The organism is Streptomyces sp. NPDC026515, assembly GCF_055567595.1.
In genome coordinates, this window is record NZ_JBVHQD010000008.1 from 418,538 (window position 1) to 438,828 (window position 20,291).

19 protein-coding genes are annotated in these 20,291 nt (G+C 73.2%); 15 read left to right on the forward strand and 4 right to left on the reverse strand.

Annotation, left to right across the window (positions count from 1 at the left end; genetic code table 11):
- Positions 1-59: 59 nt before the first annotated feature.
- Entirely contained in the window at positions 60-2,186 is a 2,127-nt protein-coding gene (locus tag ACZ4O3_RS19540) for an eCIS core domain-containing protein (RefSeq protein WP_467723194.1), read from the reverse strand.
- A 256-nt stretch (positions 2,187-2,442) separates the two neighbouring features.
- On the opposite strand from ACZ4O3_RS19540, the gene ACZ4O3_RS19545 reads away from it, so the two are divergent.
- From ACZ4O3_RS19545 to ACZ4O3_RS19560, 4 genes are all read left to right on the forward strand, one after another.
- Positions 2,443-4,026, forward strand: coding sequence for a phage tail sheath subtilisin-like domain-containing protein (locus ACZ4O3_RS19545; RefSeq protein ID WP_467723196.1), 1,584 nt, complete (start codon positions 2,443-2,445; stop codon positions 4,024-4,026).
- 62 nt (positions 4,027-4,088) lie between these two features.
- Entirely contained in the window at positions 4,089-4,532 is a 444-nt protein-coding gene (locus ACZ4O3_RS19550) for a phage tail protein (RefSeq protein ID WP_189262970.1), read from the forward strand.
- Positions 4,532-5,017 (forward strand): hypothetical protein, encoded by a 486-nt coding sequence (locus ACZ4O3_RS19555; protein WP_362729649.1) that lies wholly within the window; start codon positions 4,532-4,534, stop codon positions 5,015-5,017. Before ACZ4O3_RS19550 ends, ACZ4O3_RS19555 begins: the two co-directional genes overlap by 1 nt.
- Positions 5,014-5,181: a DUF6760 family protein gene (locus ACZ4O3_RS19560; protein ID WP_351316879.1), complete on the forward strand. Its 168-nt coding sequence runs from the start codon at positions 5,014-5,016 to the stop codon at positions 5,179-5,181. Before ACZ4O3_RS19555 ends, ACZ4O3_RS19560 begins: the two co-directional genes overlap by 4 nt.
- Here the strand turns inward: ACZ4O3_RS19560 and ACZ4O3_RS19565 are convergent.
- Positions 5,121-6,353, reverse strand: a complete 1,233-nt coding sequence (locus tag ACZ4O3_RS19565; RefSeq protein WP_467723198.1) for a hypothetical protein — start codon at positions 6,351-6,353, stop codon at positions 5,121-5,123. The genes ACZ4O3_RS19560 and ACZ4O3_RS19565 overlap by 61 nt on opposite strands.
- A 1,315-nt stretch (positions 6,354-7,668) precedes the next feature.
- Here ACZ4O3_RS19565 and ACZ4O3_RS19570 point away from each other — a divergent pair.
- The 9 genes from ACZ4O3_RS19570 to ACZ4O3_RS19610 are packed head-to-tail and all read left to right on the forward strand — an operon-like array spanning position 7,669 to position 16,178.
- Positions 7,669-8,433: a hypothetical protein gene (locus ACZ4O3_RS19570; protein WP_467723199.1), complete on the forward strand. Its 765-nt coding sequence runs from the start codon at positions 7,669-7,671 to the stop codon at positions 8,431-8,433.
- A gap of 39 nt (positions 8,434-8,472) precedes the next feature.
- Positions 8,473-8,895, forward strand: coding sequence for a phage tail protein (locus tag ACZ4O3_RS19575; RefSeq protein ID WP_093500599.1), 423 nt, complete (start codon positions 8,473-8,475; stop codon positions 8,893-8,895).
- A 41-nt stretch (positions 8,896-8,936) separates the two neighbouring features.
- The gene (locus ACZ4O3_RS19580; protein ID WP_362724003.1) at positions 8,937-9,659 is read left to right on the forward strand and encodes a CIS tube protein; all 723 of its coding nucleotides are present in this window, start codon (positions 8,937-8,939) and stop codon (positions 9,657-9,659) included.
- Positions 9,659-11,569, forward strand: coding sequence for a VgrG-related protein (locus tag ACZ4O3_RS19585; protein WP_362724001.1), 1,911 nt, complete (start codon positions 9,659-9,661; stop codon positions 11,567-11,569). The genes ACZ4O3_RS19580 and ACZ4O3_RS19585 overlap by 1 nt, the downstream gene beginning before the upstream one ends.
- A gap of 40 nt (positions 11,570-11,609) precedes the next feature.
- Positions 11,610-12,053, forward strand: coding sequence for a GPW/gp25 family protein (locus ACZ4O3_RS19590; protein WP_362723998.1), 444 nt, complete (start codon positions 11,610-11,612; stop codon positions 12,051-12,053).
- A 5-nt stretch (positions 12,054-12,058) separates the two neighbouring features.
- Entirely contained in the window at positions 12,059-14,020 is a 1,962-nt protein-coding gene (locus tag ACZ4O3_RS19595; protein ID WP_467723201.1) for a putative baseplate assembly protein, read from the forward strand.
- On the forward strand, positions 14,017-14,586 hold the full coding sequence (locus ACZ4O3_RS19600; protein WP_362723993.1) for a phage tail protein: 570 nt from the start codon (positions 14,017-14,019) through the stop codon (positions 14,584-14,586). Before ACZ4O3_RS19595 ends, ACZ4O3_RS19600 begins: the two co-directional genes overlap by 4 nt.
- Positions 14,583-15,872 (forward strand): NADase-type glycan-binding domain-containing protein, encoded by a 1,290-nt coding sequence (locus ACZ4O3_RS19605; RefSeq protein WP_467723203.1) that lies wholly within the window; start codon positions 14,583-14,585, stop codon positions 15,870-15,872. Before ACZ4O3_RS19600 ends, ACZ4O3_RS19605 begins: the two co-directional genes overlap by 4 nt.
- A gap of 15 nt (positions 15,873-15,887) precedes the next feature.
- A complete protein-coding gene (locus ACZ4O3_RS19610; protein WP_362719336.1) occupies positions 15,888-16,178 on the forward strand; it encodes a hypothetical protein in 291 nt (96 codons plus the stop codon).
- A 6-nt stretch (positions 16,179-16,184) separates the two neighbouring features.
- Here ACZ4O3_RS19610 and ACZ4O3_RS19615 read toward each other — a convergent pair whose 3' ends face one another.
- On the reverse strand, positions 16,185-17,135 hold the full coding sequence (locus ACZ4O3_RS19615; RefSeq protein WP_467723205.1) for a glycoside hydrolase family 26 protein: 951 nt from the start codon (positions 17,133-17,135) through the stop codon (positions 16,185-16,187).
- A 99-nt stretch (positions 17,136-17,234) separates the two neighbouring features.
- Positions 17,235-17,675, reverse strand: a complete 441-nt coding sequence (locus tag ACZ4O3_RS19620; protein ID WP_362719341.1) for a MarR family winged helix-turn-helix transcriptional regulator — start codon at positions 17,673-17,675, stop codon at positions 17,235-17,237.
- Positions 17,676-17,816: 141 nt separating this feature from the next.
- Here ACZ4O3_RS19620 and ACZ4O3_RS19625 point away from each other — a divergent pair, with 141 nt between their 5' ends.
- Together ACZ4O3_RS19625 and gndA are read left to right on the forward strand one after the other, a co-directional pair.
- Positions 17,817-18,782, forward strand: coding sequence for a quinone oxidoreductase family protein (locus ACZ4O3_RS19625; RefSeq protein WP_467723207.1), 966 nt, complete (start codon positions 17,817-17,819; stop codon positions 18,780-18,782).
- Between the two features lie 63 nt (positions 18,783-18,845).
- Complete coding sequence (gene gndA, locus ACZ4O3_RS19630; RefSeq protein ID WP_467723209.1) at positions 18,846-20,285, forward strand: NADP-dependent phosphogluconate dehydrogenase; 1,440 nt, start codon at positions 18,846-18,848, stop codon at positions 20,283-20,285.
- Positions 20,286-20,291: the final 6 nt, after the last annotated feature.

Sequence of the window (20,291 nt, forward strand, 5' to 3'; positions counted from 1 at the left end):
GTGCCGCAGGGGCCGCACCCGTTGCCCCTGCGGACGGTGGAGCGTGCGGCGCGGGCGGCCTAGGAACCGGAACGCTTGCCGATCAGGTCCCGGTACAGAGCGGCCCGCTCCTCGTCGGTCGTCGCCTTGGCGAGTTCGCTTTTCCAGTCGGCTTCCAGATCCTTCAGCTTCTTCAGCCAGTCGCCGAACTGCCGCAGGTCGACATAGCGTTGGCTGGCACTGAGAGGCGCGTCGCCGCCGATCTTGTCGTCCTTGTGGCCGCCGAAGTTGCTGAAGGGGTTGGCGGTCTTCTCGCTGCTCTTCCAGTTGTGTTCGTAGCCCTCGGGGGTCCGGCCGCCCGGCCCGGCGGTCTCGATGCCGACCTGGAGTGCGCCGTCACGCTTGCCGGTCGGCGGCTTGTACCCCATGAACAGGTGCCCGTGCGACTCGTCCGGGAGGATGGTCCCGCCGTGGTAGCCCGTGTTCCCGGTGCCCCCGATGCCCACCCCCATGCCGTAGAGGTGGCTGTGGGGGTCGATGAGGTTCTGGGCGGTGGCCCCCAGTCCGCCCTTCTCCACGAAGCGGCCGGGCTGTCCGGGCTTGTTGTCGCCGATGTCCATGTGGTGGGTGGCGTACGTGCGCTTGTACACCGGGGCCTCGGGCTTCGCGTTGGGCTCGTAGAACCTGGGGTTCTCCCTGGTGATGTGGAGCCACCGGGGGAGCTCGTAGCCGTGCTGGCCGTCGGCCAGCTGCGGGATGCGGATGTTGACGCGGCCGCCGTAGGCCAGGGCGTGCGCGACGTCGTCCTTGAAGTCCTCGTGGAGACCGGTCTTCGGGTTGAAGACCTGCAGCCCCTCCTTCAGGATCAGGAAGATCTTGGTCAGGATCTCGGTGCCGCGCTCCACGCGCTTGCGGTGCTCGGCGGCGTCCGGCACCTCGTCGGAGATGCCGGGAGGAAGCAGCGTGGCGACGAAGGTCCGGAAGATCTGCTCGTTGCGCTCCCCGGTGAGCTGTTCCCGCTCCGCCTCGGGGTTGGACTTGTCGCGCATGGCGTGGTGGCGGCCGAGCTGGTAGTCCGGCCGGGGGCCGGCGCCGGCCGGGCCCTTCCCCTTGCCCTCGGCGTGCTGCTGCCAGCGCAGGGTGGCGATGAGCAGGCGCTTGCCCCTGGGCTGCGCCAGCCAGCTGTGGAAGTCGTCCTTCTTGATGTAGTCCTCGGCCTCCAGGTGTGTGCACAGGCCGACCGTCCGCAGCCAGCCGGGATCCTCGGCCTCCGCGGTCCTGATCATCTGGAGTTCCTCGGCCGTGAACTTCGGGCCGTTGCGCTCCCGTCTGTCGAGGACGGACCGCACCTGCTTGTTCCGGATCTCGGCGGTGCCGCCGACGATCAGCCGCGCCAGGCGCGCGGTGGCCGGGAGCGCGGCGACGGGAGTGGCGGGGGTGATCGCCGGCGAGGCCGGGGGAGAGGGCTCGGCCGCGGGTGCGGTCTCGGACGCGGCCGTGGCTTCCGTCGTGGGTCCGTCGCCGGGCACCCGCTGGACGAAGACGCCCTCGTCCGGGCCGCGCTGGACCGATTCGTCCTCCTCCGGGCTGCGCTGCACCGCGTCGGCGGGCGACGCGGAGGACCCGGGCAGCGCGAGGTCGGGCGCGGCGCCCCGGGCCAGCTTGCGGCCGTTGGAGCCGGCACTCCGCTCGAACGGGTCGTCCGGGTGGGAGACCTTCTCGCCCCTGCCGTTGACGGTTCCGGGCACCGGGCCCAGGGCCTGCTGGCGGACGTGGTCGACCTCCTCGTACATCACCTCGTCGGTGACGCCGTTCCCCCCGAGCACGATGTGCGGCCCGCTGGTGTAGGCCCGGGCCCCGAGTTCCTCGGCCGACCGCTGGGCCACCGGGCCGCTGTGCACGCGCACATGGCCGAAGTCCATTCCGTAGGCGCTCTCCGCCCGCCGCAGGATGCGGGGCTCCAGCGGCGCGCCGGGCGAGCCGACCGCGTCGGCGACCGACGTCCGCGGCTGCGCCGGCCCGGTCTCCTGGTCCTGGCTACCCTCCGTCCCGTCCTCCTGCCTGGCCCGCTGGACCGCCCGGGTCACCGCGGCGTTCCCCGCGGACCGCTGGAGGGCGCCCAAGGGGGGCGGGGCGGTGGCCTTCCGGGGCGCGGCGAGGCCGCCGTCACGGTCCGCGGTGGAGCGGTTCTCTGCTTGAGTGCGCATAGCCGGTTCCCGTCCGGTCGACAGGGCCCCAGACCGAGGGCCTCTCCCTCCGTACCCGAGCGGTGCCGGACACCGGGAGGTCCGGGAGGGCAGGACCGCGGGCAGACCTGCCGGCCGAAGGGCCGCGGGGCGGCCCGGACTGCCCTTGCGGGCAAGGGAACTGCCCCCGGTGAGGCACCGGAGGACGTTTCGTGAGCCGCGCTTCGCGCGTGAGGGTTGGGAATGTTCCTGTCTCGTACCCCGAGGAGAGCAGAGCATGCCGTCCTACCTGTCACCCGGCGTCTACGTCGAGGAGGTGGCCAGCGGCTCGCGCCCCATCGAGGGAGTGGGCACGTCGGTGGCGGCCTTCGTGGGCCTGGCCCCGACCGGTCCGCTGAACGAGCCGACGCTGGTGACCAACTGGACGCAGTACGTCGCGTCCTTCGGTGAGTTCACCGACGGGTACTACCTCGCTCACTCCGTCTACGGCTTCTTCAACAACGGCGGCACGGCGGCGTACGTCGTCCGTGTCGGCGGCACCAAGGAAGGCGCCGAAGGCGCCGTCGACGCGCCCGCCGCCGTGGCCGGTTCGGCCGCGCCGGCCGCGCTGCCGCCGGGCGAGGCCAAGCAGCTCGGCACCTTCACGGTGAGCGCGGTGGCCTCGGGCGACCTGAGCGTCGAGGTCTCCGACCCGGAGGGCGAAGGTCCCGCCGAGCGCTTCAAGCTCGTCGTCAAGGACGGCGGCAAGGCCGTCGAGTCCTTCGACGTGACCGCGAAGAAGGGCGGCCGCAACTACGTCGTCACGCAGGTCAAGGAGCGCTCCAAGCTCATCACCGTGACCGAGGCCGCGCCCGCCGCGCAGCTGGCCCGTCCGGAGAACCAGACGGTGGCCCTCGTGGCCCCGACCCCGTCCCCGGCGTCCGCGTCCCCCGTCGCGGACGCCGGCTCCCACCCCGGCCCCGCCACCTATCTCGGCGACTCCGCCGACCGCACCGGCTTCGGCGGCCTGGAGGCCGTCGACGAGGTGTCCATGGTGGCCGTGCCCGACCTGATGGCCGCCTACCAGCGCGGCGCGATCGACCTGGAGGCCGTCAAGGCCGTCCAGCTCGGCCTGATCGCGCACTGCGAGCTGATGGGCGACCGGGTCGCGATCATCGACCCGCCGCCCAGCCTCAACGCCCGCCAGATCCGGGTCTGGCGCCAGGAGACGGCCGGCTACGACTCCAAGTACGCGGCCCTGTACTACCCCTGGATCAAGACCTTCGACCCGGCTTCCGGCCAGTCCCGGCTGATCCCGCCGTCCGGCCACGTGGCCGGCGTCTGGGCCCGCAACGACGCCGAGCGCGGTGTCCACAAGGCCCCGGCGAACGAGGTGATCCGCGGCGCGGTCGACCTGGAGCTCCAGATCACCCGCGGCGAGCAGGACCTGCTGAACCCGATCGGCGTCAACTGCATCCGTGCCTTCCCGGGCCGTGGCATCCGCATCTGGGGCGCGCGCACGCTCTCCTCCGACCCGGCCTGGCGCTACCTGAACATCCGCCGGTACTTCAACTACCTGGAGGAGTCGATCCTGATCGGCACCCAGTGGGTGGTCTTCGAGCCCAACGACCACAACCTCTGGGCCCGGATCCGGCGCAACATCTCCGCGTTCCTGGTCAACGAGTGGCGCAGCGGCGCACTGTTCGGGCAGCGGCCCGAGGAGGCGTACTACGTCAAGTGCGACGAGGAGACCAACCCGCCGGAGTCGGTCGACGTGGGCCGCGTGATCTGCGAGATCGGCATCGCGCCGGTCAAGCCCGCCGAGTTCGTGATCTTCCGCCTCGCGCAGTTCTCCAGCGGCAGCGGCGAGCTCCAGGAGTAGCGGACCCCCGGGCCCCAACCCCCTTGTTTCCCAGGCATTTTGAGAAGAACGGGCAGTAACACATGAGTCTCCAGCCGGGTGACGCCCTCACATCGCACAATTTCGGCCTGCAGATCGACGGCGTGATGGTCGAGTACCTCGCCGAGGTCAGCGGCATGACGATGGAGCAGGACGTCATCACCTACCAGCAGAACACGCCGGACGGGAAGAACCACGTCCGCAACCTGCCGGGTGTGAAGAAGAACGGCACCTGCACGGTCGTGCGCGGTATGACGCAGTCCTCGTCGTTCACCCAGTGGATCAACGAGTCGATCAACGGTCAGATGGCCACGGCCCGCAAGAACGCCTCCATCATCATGATGGACTTCGAGAACAACCCGGTGAAGCGCTACAACCTGCGCAACGCCTGGTGCAGCAAGATCGACACCAGCACGGTCAAGGCGGGCGAGGCGGCCGCGCTGACCGAGACGGTGACCATCACGTTCGAAGAACTGGTCATCGAGTAATGAGGCGTTCGGCTGTCAGGGCCGGGGGCGTGGGCGCGCCGCTCGCACCGGAGGAGGCGGCGCCCCAGGCCCCTCAGCAGCAGGTGTCCCAGCAACCGGAGACACCCGTCGAGGTGCTGCGCACGGAGTTCCCGTTCCAGCTGCCCCGCGGGTACGTCGACGAGCAGGGCACCGTCCACCGCGACGGCGTGATGCGCCTGTCGACGGCACGGGACGAACTGATCCCGCTGCGGGACGTGCGCGTCCAGGAGAACCCCGCGTTCCTGTCGGTGGTGCTGCTCGGCCGGGTCATCACCCGGCTCGGCACGCTCGCCTTCGTCCACGACGGGGTGGTGGAGAACATGTTCGCCTCCGACCTGGCGTTCCTGCAGGACTTCTACCGGCAGATCAACGCGGAGGGCCACACCCGGGCCGCGGTCAACTGCCCGCACTGCTCGGAGCCCTTCGAGGTGGAACTCGGCGGGAGCCGCCTGGGGGAATCGTGACGTACGCGACCGACCGGCTGCACGAGGAGATCGCGTACGTCGCCTACCACTTCCACTGGAGCCTGGAGGACATCCTGGACCTGGAGCACGCCGACCGCCGCCGCTACACGGCGGAGATCGCGTCCCTGGTGACCAGGGCGGCCTCCGCAGGGGCGGAGGGCTGAGCAGTGGGCTTGTGGGAACGGATACGGGGACGTGGGGCCGCGGAGACCGGGGCCGAGGCCGCCGTCCAGGCGCCGCGTCCTGTCGAGACACCGCGGCCCGTGGTGGCGGCGGCCTGGTCCGGGCTGCCGCCGATCCAGCGTGCGCTGGGGAGGGCGGCCGGGCCGGTCGCGGACTCGGGGTTCGGCGGCCGGCTGCCGACCTGGCAGAACCCCTCGTTCATGGGCATGGGCTCGCACGCCGTCCTGGACGGCGCGTCGAGCGCCGCCCTGTCCGGCGGCGGCCGCACGGGGCTGACGGGCACGGGTGCCGTGTCAGGCATGGAACGCCCGGTGCAGAGGCTGCCGTTGTCGGGGCCGGCCGACTCCGCGGGCCCGGCGGGAGCGGTGGGGCCGACGGCTGCGGCCGGCGGCCGTGGACCGTCGGTTCCGGTGGTACCGCTGCGGGCGGTGCGCGCGCCGTCGGCGGTGCCGGCCGCGGGCGGTGGGTCGCCTTCGGCTTCCGCCCCCGCCCCCGCCCCCGCTCCGACGATGGGGGCGGGTGCGGCCACGCGTCCGGCCGGGGCCGCGAGCGGGGTGGGTTCCGTCGGCCCGACCGGGTCCGCCAGGGCCGCCGGGCCCACCGGACCGGCGGGTGTGGCGGGTTCGGCGGCGCCGCGGGCCACGGCCGTGCAGCGGGTGCCGTCGACCGGGCGTCGCGGTGGTGGTGCGGCCGCGCGGACGGCGGGTTCGGGAGCGGCACGGAGCGCGGGGAGCGCGCCGATGCCGGTGACCCCGTCGGTCTCCCCGGCCCAGACCCCGGCCGCGCCGCCGATGTCCTCCCAACCGTCGGTCTCCCCGACCTCGTCGGCTTCCCCGGCTTCCCAGGCTTCCCCGGCTTCCCCGGCTTCCCCGAGCTCCTCGCCTTCCCCGGCCTCCTCGGTCTCATCGACCCCGCCGATCCCGCCGGTCTCGTCGGTCGAGCCGATCCCGCCGGCCTCGTCGGTCGCGTCGGCTTCCGCGGACGGCCCGGTTTCCGCGGCCTCCCCCGCTCCCTCGGTCAGGAGGAGCTCCGTGGACGGGCCGCGGGCGGTTCCTGCCGTCCAGCGTGCGGTTCCCCGGGTGGCCGTCGCTCCGCCTGCCGTGCCGGTGGCCTGGCCGCCGCAGCCGGCTCCCGTCGCTCCCGCTCCGGCCACCGGCCCGCGACTGTCGGCCGCACCTCCCGTCCCGCCTCGCCGCAGCGCGCTGACGCAGGCGCCGGTGGGCACGGCGGTGACGGCCGTACAACGCCGGACACTGCCGTCGGCGCCCAGGACACCGGCGAGCGGGAGCGCGGTGCCGGCGTCGGGTGAGGGTGACCGAGCCGGCGGCGGGACGACGACGGGCGGAGGCGTACGGCGAGCCGCCGACGCCGGGGAGCCGGTTCCGCGCGACGGTGGCCGTACCTCCCCGGACACCGCATCGCCCACCCCTGGGGGCGCCGCCTCCCGACCGGCACGTACACCGGCGCCGGCGCCGGCCGTCGTACAGCGGTCCCTCCGCGGTGGTACGGCATCGGCCCCGGACTCCCCCAGGACGGCACCGCGCTCTCCTGCGACGACACCCCGGCGTACCCCTGCCGCGTCCCCGCCGCCCACGCCCACGCCGTCCGCCGTCTCCGCGGACCGCGGTGGGCCTTCCGGCATGGCCGGCACCGGGACGCGGACCCCGGTGCAGCGCCGTACGGTCACGGGCTCGGCCGCCCCGAACACCCCGGCTCCGGACAGCGGTCCCGCGGCGCGGGGTTCGGCACCGCGGCCCGCGACCGGCTCCACCCCAGGAGCCGCCGCCGCGACCGCACCTCCCGCCGTGCCGCGGAGTCAGCGTCCTTCGGCCGGTCCGGCCGAAGGCGGTGGCCGCGAGGCGTCCGTGCAGCGCCGGGCGCCGGAGAACGCGGCCGCCGCCGAAACGGCAGCCGCGCCGACGTCCCCGCCGGTGCGTGAACCCGACCGGGCCTTCCCGACCGCGACCCCGGCACCGATCCGGCCTGCGGTGTCGGCTCCCCGCCCGCCGCGCCCGGGCCTCGGCGTCCCCCTCACCGGTCCGGCCGGAGCCGCTTCGACGGGCGGAGGCACGGCCGGCGAGGTGGCAGTGCGGCGACGGACGCCGGAGCGGCCCGCTGTCCCCTCCACCGGCGACACCGAGGCCGTCGGCCCGGCCACGACGAGCAGGCCCGCGCCGGCGCCGTCAGCACCGTCACCGTCGGCTCCCGTCCCCGTCCAGCGTGCCGCGACGGCCGCTCCCGGCGTTCCCCGCCTCGGCCTCGGTGCCCCCGTCGCCGGCCCGGCCGCGAGCGCGGCTCCCGCGAGGCGCACCGGTCGCGGGGCTCCGGTGCCGTCCGTGCAGCGGCGGCGGACGACGGGCGGTCCGGTGGACCGGCCGGCCGCGGTCTCCCGCCCGGTACCCCCGGTACCCGAAGCTCCCCTGCGGGGACCGTCGGCCGTCGCGTCCGGCCTGCCGACACCGGCGCCCATGCCGACGCCGACGCCGACGCGACCGCCGCACTCCGAGCACGACCGGCCCACGGCCGCCGTCCCGGCCACGCCGCCGTCACCACCGGCCCCGCCCGCTCCCGTGACGACGGGTTCCTCGCCGTATCCCCCTTTCGTCCAGCGTGCCGCCGCCCCGGCCGCTTCCGCCGCCGCGGCCGTGGCCGTTCCCGGCCTCGGAGGCCGCCCGGCATCCGTCCAGCGCCGGCCGCAGTCACCACCCCCGCCCACGGGCGCCGCCGGACCGGCCTCGGCACCCCGGCCGCCCGTCGTGCAGCGAGCGGCGACTCCCGCCGTCTCCCTGCCCGTCGGACCGAGCACCGGCACCGCCGCGACCGCTCACCCCGTACCCCTGCGAGCGACCACGCCGATCTCCGCGACCGCTGCCCTCCCCGTCGCGCCCCTCACCCCCCGTGCCGTCCAGCGCGACGCCCTCCCCACGACCACCGTGAAGGAGGTGCCGGCCACCACCAGCGGTCCCAAGGCCCCGGTGATCCGGGCCGAGCGGCAGCCGCCGCCCAGCGACCCGCCACCCTCGTACCCCGGTTCCGGTTCCGGCTCGTCCTCCGACGATCCGCCGCCCGGTTACTCGGCGGTCGCGGAGGGCGGTTTCGACCCCCGTGCCCTCACCGAGTTCCAGGTGGACGCCCTGGTGCACCGGATCATCGACCGGATCACCCGGCACGTCCGCACCGAACTCCGCCGCGACCGCGAACGCGTCGGAAAGCTCCGCGACTTCCGCCCCTGACCACGACGACCGCGCACCCACCCCACAGAAAGGCCCCCGATGGATCGCCAGGACCCGGGAACCACAGTCTGGTTCAGCCTCTCCATCGACGGCGAGGACCTCGGTTACTTCAACGGGTGCGAGGGGCTGTCGTCGCAGGTGGAGATCGAGCAGCGGCAGGAGGGCGGCAACAACGGGTTCGTGTGGCAGCTGCCGACCCGTGTCACGTTCTCCCACATTCGGCTGACCCGCCCGCTCACCCCGGACACCTCGAAGGTCGCCAAGTGGATCTCGTCCGTGCAGACGGGGATCGAGCGGCCCACCGGGCAGATCACGGCGTTGCGCGCGGACGGTTCGGAGGTGGCCCGGTGGGGGCTCCTGGACGTGCTGCCGGTGAGCTGGCAGGGGCCCTCCCTGGACGCGGGCAATCCGTCCGTGGCCACCGAGGTCCTGGAGATCGCCCACCACGGCTTCACCGACTGAGCGACGACGCCGACCGAGCGGACTGAGAGGCAGATCAGATCATGGCCAGGAGCAGCCGGGGCGCCGGCAAGAGCCTCGTGCGGGCCACCCTCGCGATTCACGAGCCGCCCGTGGGCACCGGCACCAGCCCGGGCGGCATCATCAAGACGTTCGGCTTCGAGTTCAACCCGGCGGAACTGTCGATCGCCCGCCGGGCGGACTGGAAGTCGTCGGCGGCGCCGATCGAACGGGACGGCGCGCTCCCGGAGTTCCTCGGCACCCACCCGCGCGAGATGAGCGTGGAGATCTTCCTGGACCGGTCCGACGACCCGGACAGCAACGACGTGATGAAGAAGGTGGAGTCGTTGCTGGCCTGCTGCGAGGTCACCAGCAAGAGCATCGCCGCCAAGCAGCCGTCGCCGCCCTGGGTGGTGTTCCAGTGGGGTTCGTTCTCGACCGCCCACTTCACGGCGTACGTCGCCTCCGTCGACGTCTCCTACTCCCTGTTCGGGACGAGCGGGATGCCGATCCGGGCCAGCTGCCGGCTCCAGCTGCACGAGATCCCGAGCAAGACCGCGGGCCAGAACCCGACGTCCGGCGCGCTCACCGCGCAGCGCGTGCACCGGGTCGTCGCCGGCGACTCGCTGCAGTCGCTGGCCTGGCGGGAGTACGGCAACGCGGGCGCCTGGCGGGCGATCGCGGACGCCAACGGGATCGACGACCCGGGGTGGCTGCCCGCGGGGACGGAACTGGTGTTGCCCGCCGCCGAGGAGGTGCGGTCCTGATGGTGAAGCACGCTTTCTCGAACGTCGTCAAGGTCGTCATCGGCGGCAGGGAACTGACCGCCGCCTCGGAGTACGGCCGGTATCTCGTCGACGCCCACGTGGACCAGGGCGTCGGGGTACCGGCGGCCTTCCAGCTGACCTTCCGCGACCCGTCGCGCAAGCTGCTGGGCAAGCTGGGCGTCACGTTCGGCACCCCGGTGGTGATCACGCCGGTCTCGGACGGGCAGGGCACCGGCGACCCGCTGCTCACCGGCGAGGTCACCGGGATGGAGGCCGAGTACGACGGCACCGGCAGTTACGCGGTGGTCCGGGGCTACGACTACGGGTTCCGGCTGATGCGGCAGCGCCGCGTGGTCGCGTACCGCAACCAGACCGCCTCCGACATCGCCCGCAAGCTGGCCGCGCAGGACGGCGTGCCGATCGGGCGCATCCAGGCCACCAAGACCGTCTACGAGTTCATCAGCCAGTCGAACGTCACCGACTGGGACTTCCTGGCCCGGCTCGCCGACGAGAACGAGATGGTCATGTCGGTGGACGCGGACGGCAAGTTCCAGTTCGTGAAGCAGAAGAGCGCCTCCGGGGCGCCGTCGCCGCAGACCGACGGCGACAAGAGCCCGTTCGTGCTGGAGGCCGGGCACGACATCCTGCGGCTGCGCACCGCCGTCACCGCCTCGGACCAGGTGAACAAGGTCGAGTCGCGCGGCTGGGACGTACGGACGAAGAAGACGCTCACGGCGACCGTGACCCCCGCGAGCAACACCAGCTACAGCATCGGCACCACCCCGGGCGCGGCGGCCGGCGAGTTCAAGACCACGAAGCTGGTCGAGACGCGCACGCCGTACGACAAGCAGTCCGAGGTGAAGTTCGCGGCCGACGCCCTCTCCGACGACGTCACCTCGACGTTCGCCGAGGTGGAGGTGGTCGTCCGGGGCAATCCGAAGCTGCGGCCGGGGGTCCCGGTGGCGCTCGCGGACGTCGGGGACCCCTTCGAGGGGAAGTACACGGTCACCTCGGTACGGCACGTCTTCGGGGACGCCAAGCACTACGAGACCTGGGTGACGGTCAGCGGCCGGCAGTGGCGGTCCCTGTACGGCGTGGCCTCGGGCGGTGCCTCGGACGCCGGGACGGACCGGCAGCTCAGCGTGGCGCAGGCCCTGGTCACCGACGTACAGGATCCGCTCCAGCAGGGGCGGGTGAAGCTCAAGTTCCCGTGGCTGGACGACACCTACGTCAGCGACTGGACCCGGACCATGCAGTGGGGCGGGGTGCGCGGCGGCGGGGTCTTCCCGATGGACGTCGGCGACGAGGTGCTCGTCGCCTTCGACCGGGGCGCCCTCGACCACGCGTACGTCATCGGCGGCCTCTACAACGGCAAGGACAAGCCGACCAGGGTCAAGGACGTGCCGCTGCACGACGGCATGCGCGGCCGGGCCACCCGGCACACGATCTCCGACCGGGTCGGCAACCGGATGGACCTGCTCGACCAGCGGGGCCGCAAACAGGGCGTCCGGCTGGCCAGCGGCGACGACAAGCTCACCGTCTTCCTGGACCGGCAGCAGACCGAGATCACCGTGGACAGCAAGGGCAGCGTCTCCATCAAGGGCAGCAGATCGGTGTCGGTCGAGGCCGGCGCCAACCTGTCCCTGAAGGCGGGCGGCGCGCTCAGCCTCCGCAGCGGGGGACCGCTGTCCATCCAGAGCGCGGAACTCGTCGACATCAAGGCGCCCGCCGGCGCGGTCTCGGTGAACGCCGCCGCCGTGAACGTGATGGCGAACGCCGCGCTGTCGCTGCGCGGCAACGCCGCCGTCGCGATCGGCTCCCTCGCCACCGTGGCGATCCAGGCCCCGGAGGTACCGGTTTTGGGCAACCTGATGATGGGCGGACTGACGGTGATGGTGATCCCGGCATGAGCGGACCGCAGGTCTTCCCGGAGGGGCGGGTGCGGAGCTGATGGCAGAGCAGTTCGTCGGCTCCGGCTGGTCGTTCCCGTTGCGCATCGGGCCCACCGGCGGTATCGCGCTGGTCAGCGGCGAGAAGGAGGTGGAGGAGGCGATCCGCCTCATCCTCTCCACGGCCCCGGGCGAACGCCCGATGCGGCCGGAGTTCGGCTGCGCCATCCACGACCTGGTCTTCGCCCCGGTCAACGAGCAGACCGCCGGCCGGATCCAGCACGAGGTGTACGCCAGCCTCGACCGCTGGGAGCCGCGGATCGAGGTGGAGGACGTCGAGGTGACCACCGGGGCCGACCCGAGCGTGCTGATGATCGACGTCCGCTACGCGATCCGGGGCACCAACAACCCGCGCAGCCTGGTGTTCCCCTTCTACGTCATCCCCTCCCACGACGAGCCGGACCTGCCCCCCGCCTCCTCGGACTCCTCCGAAAGCGACCGCTGATCCCGATGGCCCTGCCCTCCCCGAACCTCGACGACCGCCGCTTCCAGCAGTTCGTCGACGACGCCAAGCGTTACATCCAGCAGCGCGCCCCGGAGTGGACCGACCACAACGTCTCCGACCCCGGCATCACGCTGGTGGAGACGGTCGCGCACATGGCCGACCAGATCGTGTACCGCCTCAACCGGGTTCCGGAGAAGAACCACCTGGCCTTCCTGGACCTGGTCGGCATCACGCTGTTCCCGCCGTCCGCCGCCCGCACGGACGTGACGTTCTGGCTGTCGGCGGCCCAGGAGGAACCGGTCCCGGTGCCGGTCGGCACCGAGGTGGCGACCCGCCGTACCGAGACGCAGGAGGCGGTGGTCTTCGCGACCGAGCGCGAACTGACCATCGTTCCCAGCGAGTTGCGGCACCTGCTGCGACAGCAGGAGGGCTCGGCCGTCGTCGACCTCACCCACGAACTCGCCGAGGGCAAGGACATGCTGTGCTTCACCGAGTCCCCGAACCCGGGTGACTGCATGCTGCTCGGCCTGTCCGCCGCCGTCCCGCACTGCGCGGTCGCCCTGGACCTGGACAGCCGGGTCGACGGTGTCGGTGTGGACCCGCGGCAGCCCCCGCTGGTGTGGGAGGCGTGGACGGAGGACGGCTGGAAGGAGTGCGAGGTCGACCGGGACGGCACCGGTGGCCTCAACCGCCCCGGCGAGGTCGTGCTGCACGTGCCCGGCGGCCACGTGCTGTCCCGCAACGGCGGCCTGGAGGCGAGCTGGCTGCGCTGCCGGGTCACCGAGCCGCGCGCCGACCAGCCCTTCTACACCACCTCTCCGACGGTCCGGTTCGTCGAGGCCTGCACGGTGGGCGGCACGACCGCCGCCGTGCACGCGGAGACCGTCGAGGACGAGGCGCTCGGCGAGTCGACGGGACTGCCCGGCCAGCGCCTGCGGCTCGCCCACGCCCCCGTGGTCGGGGACACCCCGCCGCTGCTCCTGCAGACCGCCGAGCACGACGGGGAGGGCGGCTGGGTGGACTGGGAGGTCGTTCCGCACTTCGCGGCCTCGGGACCGGACGACCGGCACCTCACCCTCGACGCGACGACCGGCGAGATCGCCTTCGGCCCCGCGGTACGGGAACCGGACGGCTCCCTGCGCCAGCACGGCACGGTGGCCCCGAAGGGCGCGGTCATCCGGGCCCGCCGCTACCGTACGGGCGGGGGCCGGGACGGCAACGTGGCCCGCGGGGCCGTGCAGATCCTGCGCTCCTCCATCCCGTACGTGGCGGAGGTCGTCAACCGGGAGGCCGCCCGCGGCGGAGTGGACGGCGAGACGGTCGCCGAGGCGAAGGTCCGCGCCCCGATCACGCTGCGCGCCCAGGAACGGGCGGTGACCCTGCGCGACTACGAGGAGCTGGCCCGCCGCGCCGCCCCCGAGACGGCCCGGATCACCTGCCTGGAGGGCGAGGAGGGCGAGCACGGGTCCTACGCGGTACGGGTGCTGGTGGTGCCGCAGGCGGTCCCGGACCCCGGCGGCCGGCTCCGCTTCGAGCAACTGGTCCCGGGGGACGCCCTGCTGGACCGCATCACCCGCTACCTGGACGAACGCCGGCTGATCGGGACCCGGTTGGCGGTCGGCCCGCCCTTCTACCAGGGCGTCTCGGTCGTCGCCACGGTGCACGCCTTCCGTGGCGTGGACGTCGACCGGGTCCGCCACCAGGTCCACGACGCCCTCTACCGCCACCTGGACCCGCTGACGGGCGGCGCGGACGGCAAGGGCTGGCGGTTCGGGCGTCCGGTGCAGTCGGGCGAGGTCTTCGCGGTGCTGCAACGCGTACCCGGCGTCGAGCTCGTCGACGAGGTCGTGCTGCACCCCGCCGACCCGCTCACCGGCAAGCGCGGCGACCCGACCGACCGCATCGACCTGGACGCCCCGTCCCTGGTCTTCTCCTACGACCACCGGGTCCGGGTGATCGGCGAATGAGAGGCTCCATCGACGGCCTCGGCTCCTCCGTCCCGATCGGCGCGATGCTCCCGGCGGTCTTCGCCGACGACGACCTGGCGCTGCGGTTCGTCGCCGGCCTGGACGACGTGATCGCCCCGATCCCGAACGTCCTGGACTGTCTGCCGAGCTACTTCGATCCGGCGCTGGCCCCGCTGGACTTCGCGGAGTGGCTCGGCACCTGGGTCGGCGCGGAGACGGACGGCACCGAATCGGAACCCCTGCTCCGCGCGGCCGTCGCGGCCGCCGCCTACCTGCACCGCATCCGGGGCACCCGCCTCGGCCTGTCCGAGACGGTCCGCCTGGCCTTCGGCGTGACCCCCGACATCACGGAGAGCGGCGGCGCCGAGTGGAACGCCCGCCCGCTGGGCCCCTTCCCCGGGCGGCCCCGCCCCGGCCTGCACGTCCACCTCGCGCTGCCCTCCCCCACCCCGGCCGACGAGGTCCGCCTGGAACACCTCGTGGCGGCCGCCCGTCCCGCTCACATGCCCTACACGGTCCAGGTGACCGCTTCTTCTCCGTCCGCCGAAAGGACCCCGCAGCGATGACGACCAACCGGAACTGCACGGAGTGCGGCACGGTCGCCGACCCGGGCCGGTCCTTCTGCGACGCCTGCGGCTCGGTACTGAGCTGGGCCGTCGCCGGGGGAGGTGCCCCACAGCAGCCGGCCGCCCCTGAGCCGGCCCCGGCCACCTCGGGCTGGGACGGCTTCGCCGGGAGGGACGGCAGCACCGGCCCTCCTCTCCGGGAGGCACGGGTGACGGCCACGACGGCGCCCCTCGAGGGGCGCGGGGAACTGAGCGACCAGCCCCCACCCGCCGCAACGTCCCCCACAGCCGAAACCACCCCCATCCCGGCCCCCACCCCGCATGCCGCCGCCGACACGGTCCCCCAGCCCGCCCCACCCCCGGAGGGCCCCGCCGGGGACGACCACGACCGGGCCCGGCGCCTCCTCGTCCCCGTGACGGACCCCACGCCCCCGCCCGCGCCGGCGGCGTCCGTGTCCCCCGTCCTGCCCGGCCGCCCCACCCCCCAGCGCCCCCAGTCCGTGCGCGCCCCCGGGGAGGACCTCGGCGCCCACGGCGGCATCCCCTGCCCCTGGTGCGCCACCCCGAACCGCCCCGACCGTCACTTCTGCACCCGCTGCGCGATGCCCATGGCCGGCAGCGGCCACGACGCCCCCTCGGCCCCCCGCCCCTGGTGGCGCCGCATCTTCGACTTCCGCAACCGGGAGACCCCCTGGGCCGGCGACCGCCCCCGGCTGCGCCGTACCTTCGACCGCGTGCTGACCTGGACCGGCGTGGCCCTCGTCCTGGCGCTCGTCACGGTCCTGGCGATCAACATCCCGAACGCCGTGAGCGCCACCCGTGACCACTTCGCCAAGCGCGCCCAGGTCTCCCCGGACAAGGTCAGCGCGTCCCGCTCGTACGCCGGTCACAAGCCGGACCTCCTCTTCGACAAGCTGAGCAACACCTGGTGGGGACCCGGTGTGACGGGGGCCGGCGAGGGCGAGTGGATCGAGGCCCGCTTCAACGAACCGACGCGCCTGCTGAACGTCGTCGTCACCTCCGGCGAGTCGAACCACTTCGACCAGCTGAAGAAGTCGGCCCTGCCGCACCGGTTGGAGGCGGTCGTCAAGACGTCGGACGGCAAGACGGAGAAGCGGGAGATCGTCCTCGACCAGACGGCCGGCGGCCAGACCCGCAACTTCCGCGCGCAGAACGTCCTCTCGGTCCGGTTCACCATCGAGTCCTCGTACCAGGCCTCGCCCAAGACCCAGGTGGCCATCGCCGAGATCGAGTTCTTCGGCCCGTCGAGCGCCAACTCCTCCTGATGCCATAATCCGGCCATGGCCGAAAGGGATGCAGTCGGGCGGGGTCTCGCGCGCAGGGTCCGGCGCACCACCTCGCTCGCCCACGTGGCCTGCCTGCTCGTGAGTCTCCCGCTGACCAGGTTCGTCGGCGCCGTGTGCTCCCTCGCCGTCGGTCTCGTCCTGGGACATGGGTTCGCCACTCGGGATCTGCTGCACGACGTGGACGAACTGGCGACCAGTCTGGTGTTCGCCTGCCTGTTCGTCCTGGTCGCCGTCCTCGTGCGGTCGAGGTGGAGGAGAAGGCGGCGGCCGGTCCCGGAGAGCTGAGGAGCCCTACTGCCTCATCAGGGACCGGTAGGCGGCCGTGGACCTGGGGTTGCCCCGGCAGCCCCACACCCCGTGCGGGCAGTAGTCGGTGATGGTCTGGTACAGCGGGCGGTTGTCCGCGAACCACTTCACCATGCCCTTTATGTAGGCGGGGTCGTCCCCGTTCTCGTACAGCCCCCACTCGGGATAGGAGACCGGCTTGCCGTGCGCGCGGGCGAACCCGACCTGGGCCCGCAACCCGTACGGCTCGGCGACCTGTTCCGCGAAGGACAGGCCGCGCGGGGAGTCGTAGGCGTCCATGCCGATGACGTCCACGAACCGGTCCCCCGGGTAGCAGCGGGTCCAGGGGATCGCGTCGCGCCCCCGGCTGGGCGCGAAGTCGAACCGGAACCGCTGGCCGGGTACCGACCGGATCGCCGTGACGATCCGTGCCCAGTACGCCTTCCAGGCGGCCGGGTCCGGTCCGCAGCGGTGGGTGTACGTCACTCCGTTCATCTCCCAGCCGAGCACCAGGGCGGTGTCCGGCGCCCCGACCGCCACCAGCCGCCGCGCCAGCGCCCGGAAGTGTCCGTCGTACCGCCCCCGCGCCCCGGACCCGAGCCGCCGGCGCACCTCGGCGTCGGGCAGATGGGCCTCCGTCCCCTCCAGCATCGGCACGTTGAGCACCAGGAGCCGGTCCGGATCGGCCCGCCGCCAGTTCGCCCACAGCCGGACGAAGTCGGGGGCGCCCTCGATGTTCCGCCACACGTCACCGGGGAGGTAGGTGTGCCCGACCCGGGGCTCCTCGCGCCCCAGCCAGCTGCCCATCGCGCTCACCCGGCGCACGCCTTCGGCGCCGTACCCCACGTACGCCCCGAAGGGGCCGGGAGCGGCGGGCCGGGCGGTCTCCGGGCGGGAGACGGGGAGGAGGAACAGGGCGGCCAGCGTGGCGACCAGGAGGAACCTCAGACGTGCCATGGGGTGCAGTCTGGCCGCTCAGGGAGGGCGAGTTGCCCGTGGTGGGCAACTTGCACTGCTGTGCGAGGCCGCCGCCGGACCGTCGGCGCGGTCCTGCGGTCAGAACGGGGTGTGGTGGTTGACCAGGGCGCTCGCGAGCAGCGAGAGCCGGTCGCGCTGGTCGGCGGTGAGGTGCGCGGTGAGATCGTGGATCTGCCGCTCGACCTCGGTCTCGCAGTGCCGGACGAGCTTCAGCCCCTCGGGGGTGACCGACACCAGGACGCTCCGCCTGTCGTGCGGCGAGGGGGTCCGGCGGACCAGGTCCCGGCGTTCGGCGCGGTCGACCAGGCCGGTCATGCTGGACTTGTCCAGCCCGAGGTGGTGGGCGAGTTCCTGCATGCCGGGCGTGCGGTCGCGCAACACGCCGAGCAGCCGCAGCTGGACGACCGACAGACCGTGCTCCGCCGCCACCTTCCCGAGCGCGGCCTGCACCAGGAACGACAGCTGGGCGAGGCTGTCCACGATCCCCAGGTCCGTCACGTTCTCCGGTTCGTCCGACATGAGCGCCATCCTACGAGGATTAGTACGCGACGCCAACCACTTGACTTGGTACGTGGTACCAACTAATTTGGTTGGTGTCACGTACTAAGTGTGCGGGGCGACCCGACCCGATCTGACCTGACCTGCGACGGAGGAGTCATCATGCACGCTGCTGTCGTCCGCTCGTTCGACCACGCCCCTCGCTTCGAGGAGTTCCCGACCCCCGAGCCCGTCGAGGGCGGGCTGCTGGTGGAGATGGTCGCCGCCGGCCTGCACCCCAGGGTCCGCTCCGGTGCCGCCGGCACGCACTACACCAGCGACGGCCGGCTCCCCCTGGTCCCGGGCGTCGACGGGGTGGGCCGACTGCCCGACGGGCACCTCGTCTACTTCGTCGCCGACGACGAGGGCCCGGGCACCATGGCCGAGCAGGCCCTCGTCGACCCGCGCCGGTCCGTCCCGCTCCCCGACGGCGCCGACCCGGTGACCATCGCCGCCGCCGTGAACCCCGCGATGTCCTCCTGGGTGGCGCTGCGCCGCCGGATCACCTTCGAGGCCGGGCAGAGCGTCCTGGTCCTCGGCGCCACCGGCAACGCCGGCCGGGCGGCCGTCCAGGTCGCCCGGCACCTCGGCGCCGGCCGGATCGTCGCCGCCGGCCGCGACCCGCGCCGGCTGGAACTGCTCCCCGGGCTCGGTGCCACGGACGTGGTCTCGCTGGCCGGGGACCCGGACAAGGACTTCGCCCGGCTCGGCGAGGCCGCCGCGGACGTCGACGTCGTCATCGACTACACCTGGGGCGCACCCACCGAGCGGGCCGTCCCGGCCGTGCTGACCCGGCGTGACGACCGCAGTGCCCCGCTGGACTGGATCCAGATCGGCTCCCTGGCCGGACCGGAGATCACCCTGCCGTCCGCCTGGCTGCGCGCCGCCAACCTGCGGTTCACCGGCAGCGGCCAGGGCTCCGTCACCGCCCGCGGGATCGTCGCCGAACTGCCCTCCCTCATGGCCGAGATCAGCCGGGGCACGGTCACCGCCGACGCCCTGCCGGTGCCGCTGTCCCAGGTCGAGGAAGCCTGGACCGCTCCCGTCGAGCCCGGCCGGCGGATCGTCCTCACGATGGCCGCCGGCTGAACACCGGGCCCGTGTCCGGCCGTACTTGCGGGGACAGCGTTCGTCCGCAGATCGGAGTCCCCCGTGCACGCATCCGCAGCCATCGGCGTGACCGGCCTCGGAGTGATGGGCCGCAACCTGGCCCGGAACTTCGCCCGGCACGGCTACCCGGTCGCCGTCCACAACCGCACACCCGCCCGCACCCGCGCCCTGGTCGCCGAGTACGCGGACGAGGGCACGTTCGTCGGCGCCGAGACCGCCGCCGACCTGGTCGCGGCCCTCGAACGCCCCCGGCGCCTCATGATCATGGTGCAGGCGGGTGCCGCCACCGACGCCGTCATCGACGAGTTCGTACCGCTGCTCGAACCCGGTGACATCGTCATCGACGGCGGCAACGCCCACTTCGCCGACACCCGCCGCCGCGAGGCCGCCCTGCGGGAGAAGGGCCTGCACTTCGTGGGGGTCGGGGTGTCCGGCGGCGAGGAGGGCGCGCTCAACGGGCCGTCGATCATGCCGGGCGGGTCCGCGGAGTCGTACGCCGTCCTCGGGCCGATGTTCGAGGACATCAGCGCGAAGGTCGGCGGCGAGCCGTGCGCCACCCACGTCGGGGCGGACGGCGCCGGGCACTTCGTGAAGATGGTCCACAACGGCATCGAGTACGCCGACATGCAGCTCATCGCCGAGGCCTACGACCTGCTCCGCCAGGTCGGCGGGTACTCCCCGGCCGGGATCGCGGACATCTTCCGGCAGTGGAACGGCGGCCGGCTCGGGTCCTACCTCATCGAGATCACCGCCGACGTGCTCGCCCACGTGGACTCCGCCACCGGCGCCCCGTTCGTCGACGTCGTCGCCGACGCCGCAGGGCAGAAGGGCACCGGGCGCTGGACCGTCCAGACCGCGCTGGACCTGGCCTCGCCGGTCACCGCCATCGCCCAGGCGACCTTCGCCCGGGCCGCCTCCGGCCGCCGCGAACTGCGGGCCGCGTACGCCGGGTTGCCGGGCGGCACCACGCCCCCGCTCAGCGCCACCGAGGCCGACCGCTTCGCCTCGCGCGTCGAACACGCCCTGTACGCGTCGAAGGTCATCGCCTACGACCAGGGCTGGACGATGATCCAGGACGCGGCCGCCGAGTACGGCTGGAAGATCGACCTGGGCGCGGTGGCCCGGATCTGGCGGGGCGGCTGCATCATCCGCGCGTCCTTCCTGGACCGGATCCGCTCGGCCTACCGGGCCGACCCGGACCTGGTCAGCCTGCTGGCCGAGCGGGAGTTCGCCCGGGAGATCGCCGACGCGCAGGTGCCGTGGCGGGAGACCGTGGCCTCGGCGGCCCGCCGGGGCATCCCCGTCCCGGCGTTCTCGGCGGCCCTGGCCCACTACGACACGCTGCGTTCCGCCCGTCTTCCCGCGGCGCTTCTCCAGGGCCAGCGGGACTACTTCGGCGCGCACACCTACGGTCGCGTCGACCGCGCCGGTGCCTTCCACACCCACTGGGCGACGGAGGGCCGCCCCGAAACGCAGGGCTGAGCAACG